Raw genomic sequence first — 25148 nt, 5'->3', positions numbered from 1 at the left:
GGCTGTGCGCCATGCCCATCTCGACCATCCCGCCGCGCATCAAGTGGGCCGTCGACCTCATGGACGTCCAGCCGGGCGACCAGGTCCTCGAGATCGGCTGCGGCAACGGCGCCGGAGCCGAGGCGATCTGCAGCAAGCTGGAGACCGGCAAGCTGTTCGCCATCGACCGATCCGAGTCAGGGGTCGACCGGACCAAGCGCCGCAACCAGAAGTACGTCGACGCCGGCCGCCTCGTCGTACGCCAGATCGACCTCGCGACCCTGCGGGTGCCGGTCAAGCGGCTCAACAAGGCGTTCGCCTTCAACGTCAACCTGTTCTGGGTCCGCGCCTGCGACGACGAGATCGCCCTGCTCCACGAGCGCGTGGTGCCCGGCGGCGCCGTCTACCTCTTCTACGAGGCCGCTCGTCCCGAGCTGGTCCCCAACATCGTCAAGAAGGCGTCCGAGAACCTGCTGCGCGGCGGCTTCCGTGTGAGCGTCGTCGAGCAGAAGGCTCCCCCGGTCATCGGGATCATTGCCCGCAGGTGAGCGTCTTGCTGCCGAGCCGTCAGCCGGGAAGCGGCCGCAGTCGGTTCACTTGGCAGGGCCGACGACCGCGAGGATCTCGGGCTGCGTGAAGAGCTCGCGAGCCAGCACCGAGACGTCGTCGAGGGTGACCGCCTCGATGCGACGGACGACCTCGTCGATGGTGAGCAGCTCGTCGTAGACCAGCTCGGCCTTGCCGATGCGCGACATGCGCGAGCCGGAGTCCTCGAGGCCGAGGACCAGCCCGCCCTTGAGCTGGCCCTTGCCGCGTTCGAGCTCCTCGGCGGTGATGCCGTCGGCAGCGACCTTGGCGAGCTCGCCACGCACGGTCTCCAGCACGGCGTCGTACTTGCCGGGCAGGCAGCCCACCGACACCCCCACGACGCCGGCGTCGGCATGGTGGGTGGCGAACGAGTAGACGGAGTAGGCCAGGCCGCGGTTCTCGCGCACCTCCTGGAACATCCGTGAGGACGTGCCGCCGCCGAGGGCGGTGTTGAGCACGCCGAGGGCGTAGCGGCGCGGGTCGGTGCGGGTGAGGCCCTTGACCCCGAGGACCAGGTTGACCTGCTCCTGCGGGCGCACCGTACGCGCCTCGCCCGCCTGCACCTTGCGCGCGCGCTCCGACTGGTCGGGCGACGTCGGGAGGGCCTGGCCCTCGAGGAAGCCGCCGCGACCGAAGGCCAGCTTGGCCTGCCGCACGACGGTCGTGTGGTCGACGTTGCCGGCCACGGCGACGACCATGTTGTCGGGTCGGTAGTGGCGGCGGTAGAAGCGGTGGATCTGGGCGCGCGTCATCGCCGTGATCGAGGCCTCGGTGCCGGCGATCGGCCGACCCAGCGGGCTGTCGCCCCACGCCTGGTGGGCGAACAGGTTGTGCACGACGTCGTCGGGGTCGTCGTCGTGCATCGCGATCTCGTCGAGGATCACGTCACGCTCGGCCTCGACATCGGGCTCGGTGATGGTCGAGGCGGTGACCATGTCGCCCAGCACGTCGACGGCCGTTGCCAGGTCCTCGTCGAGGACGCGGGCGTGGAAGACGGTGTACTCCTTGGAGGTGAAGGCGTTGAACTCCCCTCCGACCGCGTCGAGCGCGACGGAGATCTCCATCGCGGACCGCTCCGGCGTGCCCTTGAAGAGCAGGTGCTCGAGGAAGTGCGAGCAGCCGTGCAAGGAAGGCGTCTCGTCGCGCGAGCCGACGTTGACCCACACCCCGATGCTGGCCGACCGGGAGCCGGCCATGTGCTCGGTGACGACCCGCAGCCCACTCGGCAGGACCGTACGCCGGACGCGTGAGGTCACCGCGCCGTCGGCGTCCTTGACGGTCATGAGGGTGCGGGTGGTGCCGTTCTTGTGCACGAGGGTCCTTCCTGGGTGAAACGAGGGGTGAAACGCCGCGACCGGCCGGCAAGGGCTGCCGGCCGGTCGCGGGTGGAGCATCAGGTCACTCGGCGTCGGCTGCCTGGAGGGCACCCTCGGACGACTCCTCGGAGGAGTCCTCGGCCTCGTCGACCACGGGGACCAGCGACAGCTTGCCGCGGTCGTCGATCTCGGCGATGGAGACCTGGACCTTCTGGCCCACCGACAGCACGTCCTCGACGGCCTCCACGCGCTTGCCGCCGGCCAGGGCGCGGAGCTTGCTGATGTGGAGCAGGCCGTCCTTGCCGGGCATGAGCGAGACGAAGGCACCGAAGTTGGTGGTCTTCACGACCGTGCCCAGGTAGCGCTCGCCGACCTCGGGCATGGTCGGGTTGGCGATCGCGTTGACGGCGTTCTTGGCAGCCTCGGCCGCCTCACCGTTGGTCGCACCGATGTAGACCGTGCCGTCGTCCTCGATGGACAGCGTCGCGCCCGTGTCGTCCTGGATCTGGTTGATGATCTTGCCCTTCGGGCCGATGACCTCACCGATCTTGTCCACCGGCACGCGGATGGTGATGATCCGCGGGGCGTGGACCGACATCTCCTCCGGAGCGTCGATGGCCTCGGCCATCACGTCGAGGATGGCCAGGCGCGCGTCGCGGGCCTGGGTCAGCGCGCTGGCGAGCACCTCCGCCGGGATGCCGTCGAGCTTGGTGTCGAGCTGCAGGGCGGTGACGAACTCGCGCGTGCCGGCGACCTTGAAGTCCATGTCACCGAACGCGTCCTCGGCGCCGAGGATGTCGGTCAGCGCGACGTACTCCGTCTTGCCGTCGACCTCACCAGAGATGAGGCCCATCGCGATGCCGGCGACGGACGCCTTCAGCGGCACACCGGCCTGCAGGAGCGACAGGGTGGCGGCGCAGACCGAGCCCATCGAGGTGGAGCCGTTGGAGCCCATGGCCTCGGAGAGCTGGCGGATCGCGTAGGGGAACTCATCGCGGCTCGGGAGCACCGGGAGGATGGCACGACGCGCGAGGGCACCGTGGCCGATCTCGCGGCGCTTGGGCGAGCCCACGCGACCCGTCTCGCCGGTGGAGAACGGCGGGAAGACGTACTTGTGCATGAAGCGGCGGTGCTTCTCCGGGGACAGCGTGTCGAGCTGCTGCTCCAGCTTGAGCATGTTGAGGGTGGTGACGCCCAGGATCTGGGTCTCCCCCCGCTCGAACAGCGCGGAGCCGTGGACCCGCGGGATCACACCGACCTCGGCGTGCAGCGGACGGATGTCGGCGAGGCCGCGACCGTCGATGCGCACCTTGTCGCGCAGCACGCGCTCGCGGACCAGGCTCTTGGTCAGCGAGCGGAACGCAGCGCCGATCTCCTTCTCGCGGCCCTCGAACTGACCGGTGAGCTTCTCGAGCAGGCCGGCCTTGATCTCGTCGGTGCGCGACTCGCGCTCCTGCTTGTCGCCGATGGTCATGGCGGCGGCAGTGTCGTCCTTGACGGCGGCCTCGACGGCGGCGTAGACGTCATCCTCGTAGTCGAGGAAGACCGGGAAGTCCTCCACGGGCTTGGCGGCCTCGGCGGCGAGCTGCGACTGCGCCTCGCACAGCTGCTTGATGAAGGGCTTCGCGGCGTCGAGGCCGCTGGCGACGATCTCCTCGGTGGGAGCCGCCTGGCCGCCCTGGATGAGCTCGACGACCTGCTCGGGGGCCTCGGCCTCGACCATCATGATCGCGACGTCACCGGAGTCGGTGACCCGCCCGGCGACGACCATGTCGAAGACGGCGTTCTCGAGCTGCGAGTGGCTGGGGAACGCCACCCACTGGCCCTCGATGAGGGCGACGCGCACGCCGCCGACCGGACCCGAGAAGGGCAGGCCGGACAGCTGGGTGGAGAGCGACGCGGCGTTGATCGCCAGCACGTCGTAGGGCTGGTCGGGGTCGAGCGCCATCACAGTGATGACGACCTGGACCTCGTTGCGCAGGCCCTTCTTGAAGGTCGGACGCAGCGGACGGTCGATCAGGCGGCAGGTGAGGATCGCGTCCTCGCCCGGGCGACCCTCGGAGCGGAAGAAGGAGCCGGGGATCTGGCCCACGGCGTACATCCGCTCCTCGACGTCGATGGTGAGGGGGAAGAAGTCGAAGTGGTCCTTCGGCGTCTTGCCGGCGGTGGTGGCCGAGAGCAGCATGGTCTCGTCGTCGAGGTAGGCCGTGACCGAGCCGGCCGCCTGGCGGGCGAGCAGGCCCGTCTCGAACTTGATGGTGCGCTTGCCGAACGAGCCGTTGTCGAGAACGGTCTCGACGGCGGAGATGATGGGTTCACTCATGGAAGCAGGATCCTGCTTTCTCTTCGCGGAGCGATCCGCGGCGTCCACCTCTTGGGTGGGGCGTCGAAGCCCCGCGGGGGCCGGTCTTCGATCGAGGCCCGCAGCTCTCCCGTCCCCGTGTGCGAGGGCGGGATGATCTGAAGGCCACTACCGAGGACCGAGCCGGACGTGCGGGTCGCTCCTGATGGTTGTGTGTTCAGTTGTGGAGTGCTCCGGGACCGACACTAGCGCGGTGCACTCGTGGCGGACGTCCCCGGAAACGGAGCGGAGCGGCCCCCCGCGTGCGGGGGGCCGCTCCGTGGATCAGCGGCGGAGGCCGAGGCGCTCGACGATCGAGCGGTAGCGCTCGATCTCGGTCTTCTGCAGGTAGTTGAGAAGGCGACGGCGCTGGCCGACCAGCAGCAGCAGACCACGACGGCTGTGGTGGTCGTGCTTGTGCGTCTTGAGGTGCTCGGTGAGGTGGGAGATGCGGTGGCTGAGCAGCGCGATCTGCACCTCGGGGGAACCGGTGTCACCCTCAGCGAGGGCGTACTCGGCGATGATCTTCTTCTTGGTCTCCGCGTCGGTACCAATCGACATGGGGGCTCCTTCGGTTCTCGTTGCGCGGCGCGCCCGGGCCTGTTCACCGGGGCACTCTGGATCCGCGGCCGTTCACACGGCGTGTCGCCCGTGGGGGCAACCGCAGAAGCATATCGAGGCGCTGGACCCTCGGCCCAATCCGCGCCGCGCAGCACGAGACCTGCAGTCGAGCCGGACTGCGCTCAGACCGCCGGCGGGGGCGGCGGGTCCGACTCAGTGGTGCGCTGCGTGCTGGCCTGGCGACCCTGGCTGTCGGTCGTGGTGGCCGTGGTGGTGTGACGACGCTTGGTGTTCTGCTGCATCACGGTGAGCGCCAACCACAGAGCGCCCGCAAGCACCAGGATCCAACCGAGGGTGGTCACCTCCAGCGGACCCACCGACTGCTCGTTGAAGGCGAGCGCCAGGATCAGACCCACGACGATGAGGCCTATCGGCCCTCCGAAACCCATGACGTGCTCCATTCTCTTGGGGGAGCCCGGTGTGACCGGGCCGCGCAGAGTGTGCCCCACCCTGCGTGGGCGCGGTACCTCCTTCGGGGCGACCACGCCAGCGGCGTACGCCGGTCATGCGCCCCGGGCCACTGACGTGCTTGGATCGTTCCGTGACCACGCAGCGCGAGAAGCGCATCGGTGTCTGCAACCTCTGCGAGGCCATCTGCGGCCTCGAGCTCACCATCGAGGGACGCGACGTCGTCGGCGTCCGGGGCAATCCGGCCGACCCGCTCTCCCGGGGGCACATCTGCCCCAAGGGCGTCGCCATCGCCGACGTGTACGCCGATCCCGACCGGCTTCGACGGCCCGTGCGCCGCGTCGGTGACGGCCCGGACGCCGCATGGCGGGAGATCGGCTGGGACGAGGCCTTCGACCTGGTCGCCGACAACCTCGCCCGGGTGGTCGAGGAGCACGGCGACGACGCACTGGGCGTCTACCTCGGCAACCCCAACGTGCACAGCCTGGGCTCGATGACCCACGGCACGGCGATGTTCAAGTCGCTCCGGACGAAGAACCGCTACTCGGCGACATCCGTCGACCAGCTACCCCACCAGCTCGTCGCCCACCTGATGTTCGGTCACCAGCTGTTCCTGCCGATCCCCGACATCGACCGTACGTCGTTGTTCCTGGTGCTCGGCGCCAACCCGATGGCCTCCAACGGCTCGCTGATGACGGTGCCCGACTTCCCGCGGCGCCTGCGCGACCTGCGCGCCCGCGGAGGACGGATGGTCGTGCTCGATCCGCGCCGCACCGAGACCGCGAAGGTCGCGGACGAGCACCACTTCGTGCGCCCTGGATCGGACGCCTGGGTGCTGCTCGCCATGCTGCACGTCCTCACGGCCGAGGCCTCCCCCGAGCTCGCGCCTGCCGTGGCGGCGTACGTCGACGGGCTGGGCACCGTGGTCGACCTGGTCGCGGAGTTCACCCCCGAGCGGGCCGAGGCGATGAGCGGGCTGCCGGCCGCGGAGATCCGTCGCCTGGCCCGGGAGCTGATGGAGGCCGACGCGGGCGTCGTCTACAGCCGCCTCGGGGTGTCCGCCGGTCCCTGGGGCTCGGTGTGCCAATGGGCCGTCAACTGCCTCAACATCCTCAGCGGCAACCTCGACCGGGTGGGCGGGGCGATGTTCACCAGCCCGGCGATCGACGCGGTCGGCACCGGCCTGATCGGCCGCGGCCACCACGACGTCTGGCGCTCACGGGTGCGCGGGCTGCCGGAGACGGGCGGCGAGCTGCCCGTCTCGGCGCTGCGCGAGGAGATCGAGACGCCGGGTGACGGGCAGGTCCGGGCCCTGCTGACGGTGGCCGGCAACCCCGTCCTGTCGACGCCCGACGGGTCACGCCTCGACGAGGCGCTGCGCGGGCTGGACTTCATGGCCGCTGTCGACATCTACGTCAACGAGACGACCCGGCACGCGGACGTCATCCTGCCGCCGACCACGTCGCTCGAGCGCGACCACTACGACCTCGTCTTCCACCTGCTGGCCGTGCGCAACACCGCGCGCTTCACCCCGGCGGTCTTCGACAAGGAGCCCGACCAGCGCCACGACTGGCAGATCTTCCGGGAGATCACCTTGCGCACGACCGCCCGGCTCAGCCGGAAGACCCCCTGGAGGAAGCGGCTCGTCCAGCGCGCTCGCCTCACCGCGAGCCCGACCCTGCTGGTCGGCCAGCTCCTGCGGCGCGGGTCAAGTGGCGTGACCCTCCGCAAGCTCCGGGCCCGGCCGGCCGGGATCGACCTCGGGCCGCTGCGCGGCGGACAGCTGCCGGAGCGGCTCCCGTCCAAGGACAAGCGGGTCGACCTGGCTCCAGACCTGGTCGTCCGGGACGTCGCTCGCCTCGCAGCGGTGACGGCGCCCGCCGGCGACGACCTGCTCCTGATCGGCCGGCGCCACAAGCAGGACTGCAACTCGTGGATGCACAACTCCGAGCGACTGACCAGGGGCCGGCCGCGGCACCAGCTGCTGATGCACCCGGCCGACCTGGCCCAACGCGAGATCGCCGACGGTGCCCTGGTGCGGGTGAGCTCTCGCGTCGGGTCGGTCGAGGTCGAGGTCGCCTCCTCCGAGGACCTGATGCCGGGCGTGGTGTCACTCCCCCACGGCTACGGGCACGCGCGTGACGGTGTCCTGATGAAGCGCAGCCGCGACGTGCCGGGCGTCTCCATCAACGACCTCACCGACCCCGAGCTGCTCGACGTGTCCGGCAACGCGGCCCTCAACGGCGTACCGGTGAGCGTCACCGCTGCGGACTGACCACGCAGAGCACGAACGAGCCCCCGCCAGATCCGGCGGGGGCTCCTTCTGTGACGAGCGGCGTGGGGGTCAGACAGCGACGCCGTCGAGCACGGCGAGCACCTCGTCGGCCGTGGTGGCCGCACGGAGGCGGGCCACCTGCGACTCGTCGGCGAAGACCGTCGCCAGGGAGCGGAGCAGGGCCAGGTGGTCGTCGCCGGCACCGGCGATGCCCACCACGAACTCGGCCGGCTTGCCGTTCCAGTCGATGCTCTCGTCGTAGCGCACGAACGACAGCGCCGAACGGTTGATCGCGCCCTTCGCCTCGTTGGTCCCGTGCGGGATCGCGAGTCCGTTGCCCATGAGGGTCGAGACCGACTTCTCCCGCTCGTGCATCGCCTCGACGTACGACGCGTCGACCGCGCCCGCCGCCACGAGGAGCTGCCCCGCCTCGGCGATCGCCTCGTCGCGCGTCCGGGCGCTGCCGCCGAGGACGATCGAGTCGGGCGACAGCACGTTGGCCGCCGCCACTGCGGGCTCGTCAGCCACGGCGGCTCCGCCCGAGGAGGAACCCAGCATCTCCACGATCTCGTCGTAGCGCGGGCTGCCCATGAAGTTGTCCACCGACACGTGCATGGCGGACGGGGTCTTCTGGCGGGCCCGGTCGGTGAGGTCCTGGTGGGTGACCACGAGGTCGACGTCGTCGCGCAGGTTGGAGATCGCCTTGTTCACGACCGTCACGTCGTGATGTCCGGCCTGCTGGATCTTCTTGCGGAGCACCGATGCACCCATGGCCGAGGAGCCCATGCCGGCGTCGCAGGCGAAGACGATGTTCTTGATGTCGCGACCAGCGGCCCCGCCGAGAGCCGACGAGGCGATGGACTTCTTGCCCTTCATCGACTCCATGGAGGCCGTGGCGGCGGCAAGATCACCCTCCTCGTCCTCCTCGGTGCGGTCCGTCTTGAGCAGGATCGCGGCCACGATGAACGAGGCTGCGGCGCCGAGGATCACCGAGAGCGTGACCCCCACGTAGCTGCCCCGCGCCGTCTGCGCGTAGACCGCGAAGATCGAGCCGGGGGCCGCGGGCGAGACCAGTCCGGTGTTGAAGATGACGTTGACGAAGATCTGCGTCATGCCGCCCGCGATCATGGCGAGGATCAGCTTCGGCTTCATGAGGACGTAGGGGAAGTAGATCTCGTGGATGCCACCGAAGAAGTGGATGATCGCGGCGCCGGGAGCAGACGCCTTCGCCATGCCCTTGCCGAAGAACATGTAGGCGAGCAGCAGGCCCAGACCCGAGGCCGGGTTGGCCTCGAGGAGGAAGAGGACAGACTTGCCGGCCTCCTGGACCTCTGCCCCGCCCAGCGGGGTCAGCACACCGTGGTTGAGGGCGTTGTTGAGGAAGAGCACCTTGGCGGGCTCGATGATGACCGCGGTGAACGGCAGCAGGTTGTTGGTGACCAGGAAGTCGACGGCCTCGCCCAGCCGGTCTGCGATCCACGTGACGATCGGGCTCATCACGAAGAAGGCGAAGACCGTCAGGAGCATGCCCCAGATGCCGGCGGAGAAGTTGTTGACCAGCATCTCGAAGCCGGGCCTGATCTTGCCGTCCCAGATGGCATCGATCTTCTTCATCGACCAGCCGCCCAGCGGGCCCATGATCATCGCGCCCATGAACATGGGGATGTCGGTGCCGGCGATGACGCCCATCGTGGCGATGGCGCCGACCACGCCGCCGCGCTTGTCGTAGATGTTGTAGCCGCCCGTGTAGGCGATGAGCAGGGGCAGCAGGAACATGATCATCGGGCTGACCAGGCCGTTGCCGATCGGGGAGCCCTCAGGAGCGGCGAACTCCCCCCAGCCGCCCACCTGGGCCACCCACCCGCCAGGGTCGTCGAAGCCGAAGTACGGGAGCCAGCCGACCTCGATGAACAGTGCGGTGATGAATCCCCACGCGATGAACGCCCCGATGTTGGGCATCACCATGTTGGACAGGAACGTGCCGAACTTCTGCACGCGGATGCGTGCGCCTCCGCGTTCGGCGGGCGGGGTGGATGTGGTGGTCGTCGCCATGCTGATGTCCTCCAGACGAAGCTCGGGGTGACCCCGATCACATGATGCTTCAGTAAACCTCACGATCGGGCATGTTGCCAAGCATTCGGGCACGAATTCATGCCCGAGTCTGTGGCTTTGCTCGAAAGGGCGGCACTTCGCTGCCACATCGGCCGCAGGAGCGTGTCTCCGACAGCGACTGGTAGGTCGCCGCCGGTCGCGCTAGCCGCTCAGCTGACTGTCGAAGAGCGCCTTCTCCGCCTCGTCGTTCCAGGTCTCACCTGGTCCCAGCTTCTCGGCGACGTCCGGCAGCGTCTCCTTCAGCTCGTCGAGCCCCATGAGGGGGAGGTCGTGGATCTGGGGAAAGATCAGGACCTTCCCGGAGTAGCTTCCGTCGACCAGGGCCTGGAGGCCGTCCTTGGCCGCCCGCATGCCGCCGACGGCGCCCACGATGGATCCCGGGGAGAGATCACCCTGGTTGGCCAGGTCCACCACCTGTTGCTGGTCGTGGATGGTCAGTCCTGAGGTCCCCGTGTACTGGGCGTTGTCCAGGTACACCGCACTCAGGTTCAGCGGTGCCAGCGTGCCGTTGGGGACACCGGCGAAGAAGACCAGCATGCCGTCGGACCTCATCAGTGTGTCGGCCTCGGCCATCACGGCGGCGATCGGAACACTGACGACCACGTCGTCGGCGCCCTGGTTGTCGGTGATCCCCATGACGAAGTCGTGGAGGGACTGGTCCGCGGTCTGGGAGTTGAAGGTGAACAGCTCGCAGTCGTTGCTCTGCGCCAGGTGGGCCAGACGGTCCTCGAGGCTCTTCAGGCGTTCGTCGCTCACCTCCGTGGCGACGATCTTGCTGGGGCCGTCAGGCTGCTGGATGGCCCTCTGGACGTGCATCAGACCCATGGGGCCGCCGGCGCCCACGAAGACCGTGGTGCCCCGTGGACGCAGGTCACAGCGGTTGCGCGCCTCTCCGTAGGAGGCGGCGATGTCCGGGCCCCGGCCACCGAGATAGGCGGTGTAGTCGTAGTGCAGCCGGCCCACGTCGGTGTCCACCAGGCCGTCGAGGGCTGTCTCGCCCACCAGGTTGAGCGTGCCCCGTCGGGCGATGTGCGTGGCCACGGCACCGGCCGTCGCCGCGGAGCGAGGATCGAGCATGACGATGTCGTCGAAGCCGACGCCGTCGGTCAGCTCGTCCACCAGTTCCTGGTAGTCATCGGCGCCGATGCCGTTGCGCACGACCTTGATGGCCGAGGTGCGTTCCACCAGCTCTTCCACCGAGGCGGGCACGTCGGTCATCACGATGGTGGCCGGAGCGTCCAGCCCGGAGGAGAAGAGGTACTCCCGCTCGTCCTCGGGCCGGCCGACGATCCACATGGTTCCGCCGGTCCTGGGCTCCAGGCGGCGACGTTGGGTGTAGGCAGCCATCACGCAGCCCCAGGGCTCCAGCGTGGAGCCCTCGGCGTACCCCATCGTCTCAGGGAGGGGCAGCAGGCAGGCCCCATCGTCGGTGTCGAGCATCTCCGAGCCCATCAGGTGGTATTGGATCAGTCCGCCGGGGATGGTGTAGCCGTAGGCCGTGCTCCTGCCGTCCTGGTAGATGTCGGGCTGCACGGCCAGCCGCTGGCCGGGTTGGTACCGGCCCTTGAGGTTGTCGCCGACCTCGATGACTGTGAGGCTGACCTCGTGCCCCAGTCGGGTGGGCTCCTGGGACAGGTCGCGGTTGTAGAGCTTCGGGTGGCTGCCGCCCGCGCGGAGGATCTTCACGTCGGAGAAGCAGAGTCCCACGCTGTCGATGCGCACCAGCATCTGGTCGGCATCGGGTGCGGGGATGGGCAGCAGCTCGGGTTGGTCATCCTTGCCCATGTTCTCTGCGCCCGCGCCGTACACGTTCCAGGCCCAGCTGCCTTCTGGCAGGTCGAGATCGGCCGCGCGGTACCGGTCGTACGCTGATGTCATGCTTCCTCCGTGGTGAGGTGGATGGGGCCTCCAGGGCAGCGCCAGCCACGGGCCGGAGGCAGGTCTCCCGGGGCTGATCTCGCCTGACGGCGAGGAGTTGTCGGCACGGGGGGCTCAGTGTCCGAGCAGCTCGCGGACCGCTGTCCGGGCGGCCATCGGGTCCGGCGCCCCCAGGACGGCCTCGGCCGCGGCCTCGCAGGTCTCGAGGCTGACCTTGCCCAGCTGCGCGCCCACCGGGCGTACGGCACGCGCGGCCATGGAGAGCGAGGAGATGCCCATGCCGATCAGCGCCGTGGCCAGCAGGGGGTCGGCCGCGGCCTCGCCACACACGCCGACCGGCTTGCCGGCCTCGCGGCCCGCGTGCGCGGTGATCGCGATCAGCTGGAGCACGGCCGGCTGCCACGGGTCTGTGAGGTGGGCCAGGTCGGTGGCCATGCGGTCGGCCGCCATGGCGTACTGGGTGAGGTCGTTGGTGCCGATGGAGAGGAAGTCGACGACCTCGAGCATGCGGTGGGCCAGCAGCGCAGCGCTGGGGATCTCGACCATCACGCCGGCCTTGAGCCCCCGGGCACGCACCTTCCCGGCGAAGTCCGCCGCCTCGGCCACGGTCGCGACCATGGGGGCCATGACCCAGGTCTCGGTGCCGGTCCGCTCGGCCGCGGCCGCGATGCCGTCGAGCTGGCGGTCCATCAGGCCGGGGTTGTCGAAGCTGAGCCGCAGCCCGCGCACGCCGAGGGCGGGGTTCTCCTCGCCCGCCTGGGTCGCGAACGCGATCGGCTTGTCGGACCCGGCATCCAGGGTGCGCACGACGACGTAGCGGCCGTCGGAGTAGGGCGCGAGGACCTCGGCGTAGATGTCTGCCTGCTCCTCGACGCTCGGCTCGTCCTTCCGGTCGAGGAAGCACAGCTCGGTGCGGAACAGGCCCACGCCCTGCACGGGCTCGGTGCTGGCGGACTGTGCGGATGCGCCGTCGGCGACGTTGGCGAGCAGCTTGAGCGGCAGCCCGTCCGCGGTCGCGGCCGGGCCGCTCCAGTGGGCGAGCTCCTCGCGGACCCGGCGGCTCTCCTCCACCCGAGCGCGCGCCTCGTCGGGGTCGGCACCCTGCTCGATCGTGCCGGCCTCTCCGTCGACGACGACGAAGGTCCCGGCCGGCAGCGCCGTGATGCCGGCCGCCCCGACCACGCAGGGGATGCCGAGCTGGCGCGCGATGATCGCGGTGTGGCTCGTCGCTCCGCCGCGCTCGGTGACCAGCGCGGTGACGAGCTCGGGGTCCAGGCCCGACGTGTCGCTGGGGGCGAGGTCCTCCGCGACGAGGATCGACGGCTCCGTCGGCGTGGGTACGCCCGGCGCCGGCTCTCCGACGAGGTGGGCCACCACGCGGCGCTCGATGTCCCGCAGGTCGGTGACCCGCTCGGCCATCAGGCCACCCATGGTCGTGAAGATCGTGACGAACTGGTCGACGGCCCCCTGCACGGCCGTCACCGGCCCCTGCCCGGCCTGGAGGTTCTTGGCCACCCCCGAGCGCAGTCCCTTGTCGCGCGCCAGCCCGGCGCTCGCGGTGAGCACCTCCGCGGCTGCGCCCTGGGCGGAGGCCGCCTTGGTGGAGAACGTGTCGGCGACCGCCGCCACCGCCTCGTCGTACGCCGCGAGCGCGGCCTCGGGGTCGGCGAAGTCGCCGTCGCCGTAGCGCGCGATGGCGTCGGGCGAGACCTCCCCACGCACGAGCAGGACGGGACCGGCGGCGACACCCGGTACGACCGGGGTCCCGCTCAGGGTGTTCGCGGGTGTGGTCATGGACACACCGTAGAACAACGTCCGGTTGACAAGCAACACATTCGGGACTAAAACAACATATACACAGATCCTCGGAGAGGGGACCCATGTACGCCGAAGAGCGCCAGCAAGCGATGGCCCACCTCGTCAGCCGCCGTGGCCGCCTGTCGGTGGTGCAGCTGGCCGAGGAGTTCGAGGTGACGACGGAGACCGTCCGCCGTGACCTCTCCACCCTCGACCGCATGGGCTTGGTGCGCAGAGTGCACGGCGGGGCGGTGCCCGCCGGTTCGCTCACCGTCATCGAATCAGGGATCAGCGAGCGCGACCAGTCCAACACGCAGGCCAAGGAGGCCATCGCGAGCGCCGCGGTCGCCCTCCTCCCGCCCCCCGACTCGGTCGTCGTCATCGACGCCGGCAGCACCACCGCCCGCTTCGCGGCCGCACTCCCCCGCGACCACCGCCTCACGGTCATCACGCACGCCGTCCCCGTCGCGACCCGGCTGGCGGGACTGCCCCAGATCGAGCTGCACCTGCTCCCCGGCAGGGTGCGTCCCACCACCCATGCCGCGGTCGGTGCCGACACCGTCGCGGCCCTCGCCGACTTCCGCGCGGACGTGGCCTTCGTGGCCACCAACGGCATCACCGTCGGGCACGGGCTCACCACCCCCGACAGCGACGAGGCGGCGACCAAGCGGGCCATCATCGCCTGCGCACGGCGTACGGTCGTGCTGGCAGACTCCACCAAGCTCGGTGTGGAGACCGCAGTGCGCTTCGCGACGCTCGACAGCCTGGACGTGCTGGTGACCGACAGCGACATCGAGGCCAAGGACCGCCGTGCCCTGGAGCAAGCCGGAATCGAGGTGGTGATCGCATGATCCTGACCCTGACCCCCAACCCCAGCTTCGACCGCACCGTGGCGCTGGACGGCGAACTGTCGCGCGGGCAGGTCCACCGCGTGGTCTCGGTGACCTCGCAGGCCGGCGGCAAGGGCGTCAACATCTCCCGCGCCGCGGTGAGCGCCGACATCCCCAGCATCGCCGTCGTACCCGCCCTCAAGGAGGATCCGTTCGTCCTCGAGCTGCTCGGCGCCGGCATCGACTGCCGCCCGGTGCGTCCCGCCGGCAACGTACGGGTCAACCTCACCATCACCGAACCCGACGGCACCACCACCAAGCTCAACTCCCCCGGCGCCGAGGTGACCGAGGACGACCTGGCCCGGATGGCGGAGGCGATCGTGGCGCGTGCCGCCGGAGCCTCGTGGACGGTGCTGGCGGGCTCGCTGCCCGCCGGTGCCCCGCCCGCGTTCTACGCCGACCTCGTACGACGCCTGCGGACCGTGGGCGGCCACGTCGCCGTCGACACCAGCGATGCGCCGCTGCAGGCGCTCGTCGAGGCGCTGCCGGAGGCCGCACCCGACCTGATGAAGCCCAACGGTGCCGAGCTGGCCTCCTTCACCGGCGGTGACCCCGACGCCCTCGAGGCGGACCCGGTCGCGACCGCGAAGGCGGCCCGACAGCTGATCGAGCAGGGTGTGGGCGCCGTCCTGGCAACGCTCGGCAGCAACGGAGCCGTCCTGGTGACGGCTGACGGGGCGTGGCACGCCACCCCGCCCCCCACCACTGTCGTCAGCACCGTCGGTGCCGGCGACTCGAGCCTGTTCGGCTACCTGCTCGGCGACATCCGGGGCCTTCCGGCACCCGAGCGCCTGGCACTGGCTGTGGCCTACGGCAGCGCCGCCGCAGGTCTTCCCGGCACCACCATCCCCCAGCCGTCGCAGCTCCGCACGGAGCTCGTCGGCGTCACTCCACTCGGAGGAACCGCATGACCGACCTGATCACCACCGACCTCGTGCGGCTCGGCGCCGACTGGGGTGCCGACAAGCACGACGTGATCCGTGCCCTCGCCGCGGTCGTCGACGACGCCGGCCGCGCGAGCAGCGTGGACCAGCTGGTCGAGGACGCCTTCGCCCGCGAGACCACGTCCTCGACCGGACTCCCGGGCGGCATCGCGATCCCGCACTGCCGCACGACGGGCGTCGAGACGCCCACCCTGGCCTTCGCGCGGCTGGACCCGCCCGTCGACTTCGGCGCCAAGGACGGCCCGGCCGACCTGGCCTTCCTGATCGCGGCCCCTGCCGGCGGCGACGCCGACCACCTGACCATCCTCACCAAGCTCGCGAGGGCGCTGGTCAAGCCCGCCTTCACTGATGCCCTCCGCTCGGCCGAGTCGGTCGAGGAGGTCGTCGAGGTCGTCACGCACGAGCTGGGCGAGCCCGCCCCCGGAGCCGCCCCGGTGGCAGCGGCGCCCGCTGCCTCAGCTGGTGCGCCTGCTGCGGCCGCTCCTGCCGCGACCCCGGCAACCACTCCGGCATCGGACTCCCAGCCGTCCCTGGTCGCGGTCACGGCATGCCCGACCGGCATCGCCCACACCTACATGGCTGCCGAGGCACTCGAGGCCGCGGCCGAGCGTGCGGGTGTCGAGCTCCACGTCGAGACGCAGGGCTCAGCCGGCTCGACGCCACTGGCCCCCGAGCTCATCTCCCAGGCAGGAGCGGTGATCTTCGCCGTCGACGTCGGCGTGCGCGACCGCGCCCGGTTCGCCGGCAAGCCGATGGTCAGCTCCGGCGTGAAGCGCCCCATCGACGACGCCGACGCGATGGTCGCCGAGGCACTGCGCTACGCCGCGGACCCCGGCAGCGCGCCGAAGGTCGAGGGGACGGCCAGCGAGGCCGGCGCGACGTCGACCGGCCAGGAGTCCTTCGGCGCCAAGACCCGCCGCGTCCTGATGACCGGTGTCTCCTACATGATCCCGTTCGTCGCCGCCGGTGGCCTGCTCATCGCCCTCGGCTTCTTGCTCGGCGGCTACGAGATCGCCAACCACGCCGGAGCCGTGCTGGCCGACAGCACCCTCTTCAGCCCGCCTGACCTCTCGGCCTACAGCGAGCCCACGCTCGGCCACGTCCCCTTCGACTCGGGCGTCCTGGCCTACCTCGGCGCCGCGCTGTTCATGCTGGGCAAGATCGCCTTCGCGTTCTTCGTCCCGGCGCTTGCCGGCTACATCGCGTACGCCATCGCCGACCGCCCCGGCATCGCCCCCGGGTTCGTGATGGGCGGCCTGGTCACCGACGTCTCCGCGTTCGGTGTGCCGCAGAGCGGCTTCCTCGGCGCGATCGTCGGCGGTGTCCTCGCGGGGGTCGTGGCGCACTCGATCTCGCGCTGGAAGGTGCCGGCCTGGGCGCGGGGCCTGATGCCCGTGCTCGTCATCCCGCTGCTCACCACTGTGGTCGTCGGCCTGCTGATGATCGTCGTCCTCGGTCGGCCCATCGCCTGGCTGATGGACCAGCTCGCTGACGGGCTGAGCTCGATGAGCGGCGGAAGCGCTGTCCTGCTCGGTGTCATCCTGGGCCTGATGATGGCCTTCGACATGGGTGGACCGCTCAACAAGGTGGCCTACAGCTTCGCGGCGGCCGGCGTCGGTGGCGCCGCCCTCGCCAACGACGCCCCCGAGCTCAGGATCATGGCCGCGGTCATGCTCGCCGGCATGGTCCCGCCGATCGCCCTCGCGCTGGCGACCGTGATCCGACCCGGACTGTTCTCCATCCCCGAGCGAGAGAACGGCAAGGCCGGGTGGCTGCTGGGTGCCTCCTTCATCACCGAAGGCGCCATCCCGTTCGCCGCTGCGGACCCGCTGCGCGTCATCCCCTCGATCATGGCCGGCAGCGCGGTCACCGGTGGGCTGGCCATGGCCATGGACGTCAGCGTGCGGGCACCGCACGGTGGCATCTTCGTCCTCTTCGCGGTCGACGGCGTCCTGGGCTACCTCATCGCACTGGTGGCCGGCGTCGTCGTCGGCGCCGCCGTTGTCATCGTGGTGAAGTCCCTCGGCACCAGCGACGCCGACGTCGCTACTGTCTGACAACCCGATCCTGCCCGACCCGAGCACACCCTCCCCCCACTAAGGAGAACCATGCCCAGCAAGTCCGTCGTCGTCGGCTCCGCCGTCGGCCTCCACGCCCGTCCCGCAGCGATCATCGCCGAGAAGGCCGGTGAGCTCGGCTCGGACGTCACCATCAACGGAGTCGACGCCAGCTCCTCGCTGATGATCATGACCCTCGGCGCCGGCAACGGTGCCACCGTGGAGGTGGCCGGCGACGACCAGGCCGCGGTCGACGCGATCGCGGCGCTGGTCGAGCAGGACCTCGACGCCTGACCCTTCGTCTCGATGGGCGGTGCGTGAGGGGGCTTCTGCCGAGCCAGAACCCCCTTGGCGCGCCGCCCATCGGCGTGTCTGCCGATTGCGCCGCGGGAGGCGGTGCCCCAGGGGGACTCCCAGCCAGCACATTGCCCCTCACGCACCGCCGACGTGGGGGTCAGTGCTGCGTACGCCGCAGCAAGCGGTACGCCGCTCGCACACTCACTGCGCGCTCCAGCTCGCGCACGATCGAGCTGAAGAACTGGGTGCGGTAGACCTCGTCGGTGACGGCGTAGACCGTGAAGTAGAGGCCACTGAAGGCGGCCAGGAACGTGGAGACCTGCACCAGCTCCCAGTTGGCGCGCTCCGAGAACGGCAGATCCGTCAAGGTCTTGAGGCCTGTCCAGTTCCGGACCACTTCGGGGTCCATGATGAGCAGCCCGAAGACGATGAAGAACACGAAGACCGACAGGCTGAGCAGCACGACCTGCACGAGCTGGGTGATCAGCAGCATCAGGAGCAGGTTGGCCTTCTGCAGACCGGCCACCGCGACGTCCTCCGACACGTCCTGTCCGGGGGCTTGCCGGAAGCCCGCCAGCGGCGTGCCCTCGAGGTGGCGACCGAGCTCGTCTGGGCCGATGTGGTCGTCGAACCCGGTGAGCTCCTCCGGCAACCGCGCGAGCAGGAAGCCGACGGTGATGGTGAGGAACAGCGCGACGGTCAACCACATGACGCGGCCGTCCAGGCGTGATGACACCTCCCACACCTCGGCATTGATGAACAGGAACGTGATGAACAGCAGCAGCAGCGGCAGCGCCCGCGTGACGAGCGGGAAGAGCAGGCCGAGGCTGGAGAACGTGCGTTGCGCCGCCCACTTGGCGATGACCCAGGCACGGAGCGTGAACAGCGCGTAGAGCACCACGCTCAGCAGCCCGACGTTGATCCCCGGCACGAGGCCGTCATCCCACTGGAGCTCGGTGAGGGCGAAACCCACGACGACGGCTGCTGCCAGGACCACAGCCACGAGCGCCACCAGCACGAGGCGACGGCGGACGAGTCCGCGATGCACCTCGGCCCTTATGTCGTCGACGAAGTAGGGCAACCCGTGCGCGACGAACCACTCCTCGGTCGCCGTCAGGTCCGCGGCGTCCAGACCGCGGCCAGGGTCACCCACCCAGCACCGCGCGCGCACGGCGTACGTCGTCGTGCATGGTCTCGACGAGCGCCTCGATCCCCTCGAACTTCACCATCCCGCGCAGCCGGTCGACGAAGGCGACCTCGACCTCGACGCCGTAGAGCTCGAGGTCGTCGCGGTCCAGGACGTAGGACTCCACCCGGCGGTCACGCTCGCCGCCGAACGTCGGGTTGGTGCCGACCGAGATCGCGGCGGGATAACGCTCACCCGTGTCGAGGCGGGTCAGCCAGCCGGCGTAGACGCCGTCGGCAGGTGCCGCGTCGACCGGCGGGACAGGCACGTTGGCCGTGGGGAAGCCGAGCTCGCGGCCACGCTTGTCGCCCTCCACCACGGTGCCCCGCACGGTGAAGGGGCGCCCGAGGGCCTCGGCAGCGCCCGCGACGTCACCGGTGGCCAGGCACTGCCGCACGTAGGTCGAGCTCCAGACCTGCGGGCCGCCGTCGAGCGGCACGCCGATCGTCTCGAAACCACGTGTGGCGCCCGCCTCGACCAGGGTCGCCACCTCGCCGGCGGCCTTCGCCCCGAAGCGGAAGTTGGCGCCGACGACGACAGCGGTCGCGTGCAGCGTGTCGACGAGGATCCGGTCGATGAACTCCTCCGGGGACCAGCCGGCGATCTCGCGGTCGAACCCGAGCACGAGGATCGCGTCCACGCCCGCGGACTCCAGGAGCCGGGCCCGGGTGTGGATCGAGGTGAGCGTCGGCGGGGCGTGCTCGGGCCGCAGCACCGCCATGGGGTGCGGATCGAAGGTCACGGCCACCACGGTGTCGCTGCCGTGACGCTTCGCAGTGTCGCGGGCCTCGCGCAGCACGTGCGCGTGGCCGAGGTGCACGCCGTCGAAGTTGCCGATGCTGACGACGGTGCGGCCGAGGTCGGCCGGCACGTCGTCGACGTCTCGCCAGATCTGCACGGGCAAACAGTACTCAGCGGTGAGCCTGCGCCACGCGGCACCGGGCCTCCCCTCGGGGGAAGACCCGGTGCACGCGCCCCCAAACCCCCCGCGCTACTTGAGCCGGATGGTGCGCATCATGCCCATCAAGGCATGGGGCATGCCGCCCATGGAGGCATCAGGCCAGAAGCACATCATGGCGTAGGTCCCCTTGGGCAGCCGGTACTTGAAGGCGACCGACTCGCCTCCGCTGATGACCGCCGACTCGATGCTGTACCTGAAGATGAACGGGGGCGGCCCCTCCTCGCTCATCAGGAACTCCTTGAGGTCCTGGAGCGTGGCGCCCTGCTTCATCTTCACGAGGATGAGGAAGTGGTTCTGCGACGAGCGGTTCTTGAAGGTGAGCGTGCCCCTGTTGGGGATGGCGGCCGGACGCTTGCTCCAGTTCGCGCTCTTCACGGCCTTCAATGTGGCGCCCTGCGGCATGACGGCGCCGGTGTCGACACCTACCGCGGTGAACCCGAACCACTTCGCCGCATTGGTCCTGGCGTACGTGTCCAGTGCGATGTAGTCGCCGGGCGCCAGGTCGACCCAGAAGCGAGCGGTCCGGCCGGGAGCGCTGGGGACGCCGCCGACCAGGGTGACGTTGGCCTCGAAGCGCCGGAGTGCCTTGAGCTTGCCCCTGTCGAGCCCCGCCTTGACGTCCGCCTCGGCCTCGTCGACGGTGTAGCCCTCGTGCAGCTGGATGATCTGGAACCCCGAGGGCTTGGCGCTGGTGACCTTGAACCTGTTGACCCCCGGCTGGACGACCGCCGGCATGGTGATCATGCGGGTGTCGCTGATGCTCACGGTGACCGCGGCGGCTGCTGTCTCCCGTTCGGCAGCCTGACCGGCAGCGCCGGCGGTGCTCCCCGTGAGCGCCCCAGCGGCCAGCATCATGACGCTGGCTGTCAGTGCGGTGATGCGCTTGACGGACATGCCCTACCTCCTTCGGGCACTGATTCGCACCCTGCGACCCCTGGCCCCGGCCTCAAGAGTGCGCCTCGACCTCGCGTCCGGCCAGCCCCCTCTCAGGTGGTCAAGACCACCTTTACACCCGTAGGGGTGGGGGTCGTTCCGGCCGACGTCGCCGGTCAGCCGACGAAGACCGCGACGGACCTGGCCTGTTCCCCGCGCTGCTCGTAGAGGGCGAGGAACTCACCGTCCGGCGCGAAGACGGCGTGCGGTCCCGCAGCGGGCAGGCGAAGGTCGAGGGCACGACCGAAACGCACGTCGGCTGCCAGCTCCGCGCCCAGGTCGACGGCGGGGAAGGACGCCCGCGCAGCATCAGCGATCGGCACCACGGCGAGCTCCTCGGACAACTCGTCGAGGGTGTGGGCCACGGACAGGTCGAAGGAGCCGACAGCCGTACGCCGCAGCGCGGTCAGGTGCCCGCCCGTCCCGAGCGCGAGGCCGAGGTCGCGCGCGATGGCACGGATGTAGGTGCCCGACGAGCACCGCACGGAGATGCGTACGTCCACAAACGGCTGGTCGGGAGGGAAGGACACCTCGTGCACCACCAGCTCGTGGATGGTCACCGGTCGTGCCTTCAGCTCGACCTGCTCGCCCGCGCGCACCCGGGCGTAGGCGCGCTGTCCGTCGACCTTGATCGCGGAGACGGCGGTCGGCACCTGCTCGATGTCGCCGACGAACCGCGCGAGCTCCGCACGTACGGCGTCCTCCCGCACGCCGTCGGTCGGGTGGGTCGAGACGACCTCACCCTCGGCGTCGTCCGTGGTCGTCGCGGCACCGAGGCGGATGGTCGCGTCGTAGGCCTTCTCGGTCAGCATCAGGTGACCGAGCAGCCGGGTGGCACGGTCGACGCCGAGCACCAGGACGCCGGTGGCCATCGGGTCGAGGGTGCCGGCGTGCCCGACCTTGCGCGTGCCGGCCAGCCGGCGCACCCGGGACACGACGTCGTGCGAGGTCATGCCCGGGGACTTGTCGACGACGACCAGACCGGGGGCGACCATCAGGCGCGGTCGGCGTCGCCGGCGTCCCCAGCGTCGAGGTTGCCGGGCTGGTCGAGGTCGTCCAGCTCGTCATCGAGCTCGTCGTCCTCGTCGCCTGCCTCGCGAGGCTTCTTGTAGGGGTCGGGCTCGCCGGCGTACGTCGTGCCACGCTGGGCGGCGACCTCCTCGTCGAGCTGCTTGGCGCGTGCCAGCACCTCGTCGAGCGCCCGGGCGCTCTCCGGGAGTGCGTCAGGGATGAAGGTCAGCGAGGGGACGATGCGCATGCTGAGCTGCTTGGCGACCTCGGAGCGGATCACGCCCTTGGCCGACTCCAGCGCTGCGGCGGTGTTGGCGAGCTCCTCGTCGGCGCCGAGCACGGTGTAGAAGATCGTCGCCTGCTGGGAGTCACCGGTCACGCGGACGTCGGTGATGGTCACGAAGCCGAGCCGCGGGTCCTTGATCCGGCGCTCGAGCATCTCGGCGACGATGACCTGGATGCGGTCGGCGATCTTGCGGACGCGGGGATTGCTCATGGACGTACTCGCTTCGCTCCGTGCGCCCATGAGGCACGTGTTGCGCTGTGTTGAATGATTCGCTCGCTCCGCTTGCTCATGGTGCTTCCTCTGGCTTGAGCGATCCCCGGTTGATCGGGGATCACTGAACTTGTCGCCCGTGCAAGGGCCGACAGCCTGTGGGATCCCCGGCCAACCGGAGATCCCACAGGTGGGTGTGTCAGGCGCGCGGGATCTCGCGCATCTCGAACGACTCCACGACATCGCCGATCTTGATGTCCTGGAAGTTCTTGAGCACGATGCCGCACTCGAACCCTTCCCGGACCTCGGACGCGTCGTCCTTCTCCCGACGGAGCGAGGCGAGGTCGAGGTTGTCGGCCACCACCGCGTTGTCGCGCAGGATCCGCACCTTGGCGTTGCGGCGGATGAGGCCGGAGGTGACCATGCAGCCCGCGATGTTGCCGGCCTTGGACGAGCGGAAGATCTCGCGGATCTCCGCCTGGCCGAGGGTCGACTCCTCGTAGATGGGCTTGAGCATGCCCTTGAGGGCCGCCTCGATCTCCTCGATCGCCTGGTAGATGACCGAGTAGTAGCGGATCTCGACACCTTCCTTGTCGGCCATCTGGCTCGCCTTGCCCTGCGGGCGGACGTTGAAGCCGATGATGATGGCGTCGGAGGCGGCTGCCAGGTCGACGTTGGTCTCGGTGATCGCACCGACACCGCGGTCGATGACGCGCAGCGAGACCTCCTCGCCCACGTCGATCTTGGACAGCGCGTCCTCGAGCGCCTCGACCGAACCGGACACGTCGCCCTTGAGGATGAGGTTGAGCTCCTGGCTCTCGCCCTTCTCCATGGAGGCCATGAAGTCCTCGAGGCTGCGACGCACGCGACGCTTGGCCTGCATGGCCGCACGCTCGCGCGCCTCACGCTTCTCAGCGATCTGGCGAGCCATCCGGTCGTCGTCGACGACGATGAAGTTCTGACCGGCACCCGGCACCGCCGAGAGACCCAGCACCATCGCGGGACGCGACGGGTCGGCCTCGGTGATCTCGTGGCCGTGCTCGTCGAGCATGGCGCGGACGCGACCGTGAGCCGGACCGGCCACGATCGAGTCGCCCACGCGCAGCGTGCCTCGCTGGACCAGCACCGTCGCCACCGGACCGCGACCGCGGTCGAGGTGAGCCTCGACCACGAGGCCCTGGGCGTCCTGCGTGGGGTTGGCACGCAGGTCGAGCGACGCGTCGGCCGTCAGGACGACCGCCTCGAGCAGCTTGTCGAGGTTGAGCCCGGCCTTGGCCGAGACGTCGACGAACATCGCGTCGCCGCCGTACTCCTCGGGGATCAGGCCGTACTCGGTCAGCTGGCCGCGGACCTTGGTCGAGTCGGCCTCCGGCTTGTCGATCTTGTTGACCGCCACCACGATCGGCACACCGGCCGCCTTGGCGTGGTTGAGCGCCTCGACCGTCTGCGGCATGACGCCGTCGTCGGCCGCGACGACCAGGATCGCGATGTCGGTGGCCTGGGCACCACGAGCACGCATGGCGGTGAACGCCTCGTGACCGGGGGTGTCGATCAGGGTGATGCGGCGGTCGGCGCCGTCGACCTCGGTGTGGACCTGGTAGGCACCGATGTGCTGGGTGATGCCACCGGCCTCCTTGTCGACCACGTTGGCGTCACGCAGCGCGTCGAGGAGCTTCGTCTTTCCGTGGTCGACGTGACCCATGACGGTGACGACCGGCGGACGGATGACCAGGTCGGCCTCGTCGCCCTCGTCGGCACCGAACTCGAGGTCGAACGTCTCGAGCAGCTCGCGGTCCTCGTCCTCGGGAGAGACGATCTGGACGACGTAGTTGAGCTCCTCACCGAGCAGCTCGAACGTCTCGTCGCCCACGGACTGGGTCGAGGTGACCATCTCGCCGAGCGAGAACAGCATCTGCACCAGGGCAGCGGCGTCGACGTTGATGCGCTCGGCGAAGTCGGTCAGCGAGGCGCCACGCGGGAGACGTACGGTCTCGCCGTTGCCCTTGCGGACGCGCACGCCACCGATCGTCGGGGCCTCCATGGCCTCGAACTCCATGCGACGCGCACGCTTGGACTTGCGGCCGCGACGCGACGGACCACCCGCGCGCCCGAAGGCACCCTGGGTCTGACCACGCTGACCGGGACGACCGCCACCGGGGCGACCGCCGCCGGAGGGGCCGAAGCCGCCGGGTGCGCCACCCGGGCCACCACGACCCGGCGCGCCGCCGCCACCAGGTGCGCCACCCGGACGACCCGGAGCGCCGCCGCGGGCGGGGGCACCCGGACGACCGGGACCGCCACCGGGTCCACCGCGGGCGGGACGCCCGCCGGGACCGTTGCCGAAGGCAGCGGGAGACTTGGGCATCATCGCCGGGTTGGGGCGCGGCATGCCGGGACGGGCGTCGCCGCCGGCCGGCGGACGCGGCGGACGGGTGTCATCCCCACCACCGGTGCGCGGGGCCGGGCGCGAACCCATGCCCTGGCTGGGCGCGAACGGGTTGTTGCCCGGACGCGGGGCGCCGGGCCTGCCGACCGGACGCGGGGCCGGGGAGGCGGACTTGGCTGCCGGGGCCGCAGGCGCCTCGGGCTCGGCCGCGGGAGCCTCGGGCTCGGCGGCAGGGGCCTTCGGGCCAGGCCTGGGACCGGGCTTGACAGCCGGTGCGGCCTCCTCGACGGGGGCCGGTGCGGGAGCCTCGGCCGGTGCCTCGGTGGCTGCTGGCGCGGGGGCCGGCTTGGGGCCGGGCTTCGGTGCGGACTTCTTGGCGGCAGCCTTCTCGGCCGGCGCCTCGGTCGCGGTGTCGGCGGCGGGAGCGGAGGCCGCAGCGGCCTTCAGCTCGTCGCCGTACTGCTTCTTGAAGCGCATCTCGACGGGGGGCTCGACAGTCGACGATGCCGACTTGACGAACTCACCCATCTCCTTGAGCTTCTCGAGAACGAACTTGCTCTCGACTCCGAACTCCTTGGCGAGTTCGTGGACTCGGGTCTTTGCCACGGTTGGTTTCTACTCCTTCTGGTCCGTGACCCCAGAAGGCAGGGAAACGGAACAGCTAGTGGGTGT

19 protein-coding genes are annotated in these 25148 nt (G+C 70.1%); 6 read left to right on the top strand and 13 right to left on the bottom strand.

Going from position 1 to position 25148, the window contains the following annotated elements; all coding sequences use genetic code 11:
- Positions 1-11 precede the first annotated feature (11 nt).
- Positions 12-527, top strand: a complete 516-nt coding sequence (locus tag J3P44_RS14840) for a class I SAM-dependent methyltransferase (RefSeq protein WP_255891209.1) — start codon at positions 12-14, stop codon at positions 525-527.
- Positions 528-572: 45 nt separating this feature from the next.
- Here J3P44_RS14840 and J3P44_RS14835 read toward each other — a convergent pair whose 3' ends face one another.
- The 4 genes from J3P44_RS14835 to J3P44_RS14820 all read right to left on the bottom strand — a co-directional run bounded on the left by J3P44_RS14835 (position 573) and on the right by J3P44_RS14820 (position 5234).
- Positions 573-1850 carry a M16 family metallopeptidase gene (locus J3P44_RS14835; protein ID WP_255891621.1) on the bottom strand — a complete coding sequence of 426 codons (1278 nt, stop codon included), beginning with the start codon at positions 1848-1850 and terminating at the stop codon, positions 573-575.
- Between the two features lie 115 nt (positions 1851-1965).
- Complete coding sequence (locus tag J3P44_RS14830; protein WP_255891208.1) at positions 1966-4206, bottom strand: polyribonucleotide nucleotidyltransferase; 2241 nt, start codon at positions 4204-4206, stop codon at positions 1966-1968.
- A 303-nt stretch (positions 4207-4509) separates the two neighbouring features.
- A complete protein-coding gene (rpsO, locus tag J3P44_RS14825) occupies positions 4510-4785 on the bottom strand; it encodes a 30S ribosomal protein S15 (protein WP_305122462.1) in 276 nt (91 codons plus the stop codon).
- Between the two features lie 182 nt (positions 4786-4967).
- A complete protein-coding gene (locus J3P44_RS14820) occupies positions 4968-5234 on the bottom strand; it encodes a DUF6458 family protein (protein ID WP_255891207.1) in 267 nt (88 codons plus the stop codon).
- Positions 5235-5386: 152 nt separating this feature from the next.
- Between J3P44_RS14820 and J3P44_RS14815 the strand changes: the two genes are divergently transcribed.
- Positions 5387-7528, top strand: coding sequence for a molybdopterin-dependent oxidoreductase (locus J3P44_RS14815; protein WP_255891206.1), 2142 nt, complete (start codon positions 5387-5389; stop codon positions 7526-7528).
- Between the two features lie 69 nt (positions 7529-7597).
- Here J3P44_RS14815 and J3P44_RS14810 read toward each other — a convergent pair whose 3' ends face one another.
- The 3 genes from J3P44_RS14810 to ptsP all read right to left on the bottom strand — a co-directional run bounded on the left by J3P44_RS14810 (position 7598) and on the right by ptsP (position 13312).
- Entirely contained in the window at positions 7598-9580 is a 1983-nt protein-coding gene (locus tag J3P44_RS14810; RefSeq protein WP_255891205.1) for a PTS mannitol transporter subunit IICBA, read from the bottom strand.
- A gap of 201 nt (positions 9581-9781) precedes the next feature.
- Complete coding sequence (locus tag J3P44_RS14805) at positions 9782-11518, bottom strand: alcohol dehydrogenase catalytic domain-containing protein (protein WP_255891204.1); 1737 nt, start codon at positions 11516-11518, stop codon at positions 9782-9784.
- A gap of 114 nt (positions 11519-11632) precedes the next feature.
- Positions 11633-13312, bottom strand: a complete 1680-nt coding sequence (gene ptsP / locus J3P44_RS14800) for a phosphoenolpyruvate--protein phosphotransferase (RefSeq protein WP_255891203.1) — start codon at positions 13310-13312, stop codon at positions 11633-11635.
- 86 nt (positions 13313-13398) lie between these two features.
- On the opposite strand from ptsP, the gene J3P44_RS14795 reads away from it, so the two are divergent.
- From J3P44_RS14795 to J3P44_RS14780, 4 genes are read left to right on the top strand one after another with little or no spacing between them, the layout of a single operon-like run.
- On the top strand, positions 13399-14166 hold the full coding sequence (locus tag J3P44_RS14795; protein ID WP_255891202.1) for a DeoR/GlpR family DNA-binding transcription regulator: 768 nt from the start codon (positions 13399-13401) through the stop codon (positions 14164-14166).
- The gene (locus tag J3P44_RS14790; RefSeq protein ID WP_255891201.1) at positions 14163-15116 is read left to right on the top strand and encodes a 1-phosphofructokinase family hexose kinase; all 954 of its coding nucleotides are present in this window, start codon (positions 14163-14165) and stop codon (positions 15114-15116) included. Before J3P44_RS14795 ends, J3P44_RS14790 begins: the two co-directional genes overlap by 4 nt.
- Positions 15113-17206: a PTS fructose transporter subunit IIABC gene (locus tag J3P44_RS14785; protein ID WP_255891200.1), complete on the top strand. Its 2094-nt coding sequence runs from the start codon at positions 15113-15115 to the stop codon at positions 17204-17206. The genes J3P44_RS14790 and J3P44_RS14785 overlap by 4 nt, the downstream gene beginning before the upstream one ends.
- A 51-nt stretch (positions 17207-17257) precedes the next feature.
- Positions 17258-17500 carry an HPr family phosphocarrier protein gene (locus J3P44_RS14780; protein ID WP_255891199.1) on the top strand — a complete coding sequence of 81 codons (243 nt, stop codon included), beginning with the start codon at positions 17258-17260 and terminating at the stop codon, positions 17498-17500.
- 160 nt (positions 17501-17660) lie between these two features.
- Here the strand turns inward: J3P44_RS14780 and J3P44_RS14775 are convergent, their stop codons facing one another.
- The 6 genes from J3P44_RS14775 to infB form a co-directional block, all read right to left on the bottom strand.
- Positions 17661-18656, bottom strand: coding sequence for a hypothetical protein (locus tag J3P44_RS14775; protein ID WP_255891198.1), 996 nt, complete (start codon positions 18654-18656; stop codon positions 17661-17663).
- Positions 18649-19587, bottom strand: coding sequence for a bifunctional riboflavin kinase/FAD synthetase (locus J3P44_RS14770; protein ID WP_255891197.1), 939 nt, complete (start codon positions 19585-19587; stop codon positions 18649-18651). Before J3P44_RS14770 ends, J3P44_RS14775 begins: the two co-directional genes overlap by 8 nt.
- 93 nt (positions 19588-19680) lie before the next feature.
- Complete coding sequence (locus J3P44_RS14765; protein ID WP_255891196.1) at positions 19681-20544, bottom strand: hypothetical protein; 864 nt, start codon at positions 20542-20544, stop codon at positions 19681-19683.
- A 155-nt stretch (positions 20545-20699) separates the two neighbouring features.
- Positions 20700-21578, bottom strand: a complete 879-nt coding sequence (gene truB / locus J3P44_RS14760; RefSeq protein ID WP_255891195.1) for a tRNA pseudouridine(55) synthase TruB — start codon at positions 21576-21578, stop codon at positions 20700-20702.
- On the bottom strand, positions 21578-22090 hold the full coding sequence (rbfA, locus tag J3P44_RS14755; RefSeq protein ID WP_255891194.1) for a 30S ribosome-binding factor RbfA: 513 nt from the start codon (positions 22088-22090) through the stop codon (positions 21578-21580). Before rbfA ends, truB begins: the two co-directional genes overlap by 1 nt.
- 199 nt (positions 22091-22289) lie before the next feature.
- Complete coding sequence (gene infB, locus J3P44_RS14750) at positions 22290-25082, bottom strand: translation initiation factor IF-2 (RefSeq protein WP_255891193.1); 2793 nt, start codon at positions 25080-25082, stop codon at positions 22290-22292.
- Positions 25083-25148: the final 66 nt, after the last annotated feature.

This window comes from Nocardioides astragali (assembly GCF_024436375.1).
GTDB lineage: Bacteria > Actinomycetota > Actinomycetes > Propionibacteriales > Nocardioidaceae > Nocardioides > Nocardioides astragali.
Note: the sequence above shows the minus strand (reverse complement) of the source record. Positions and strands in the feature narration are given on the sequence as shown.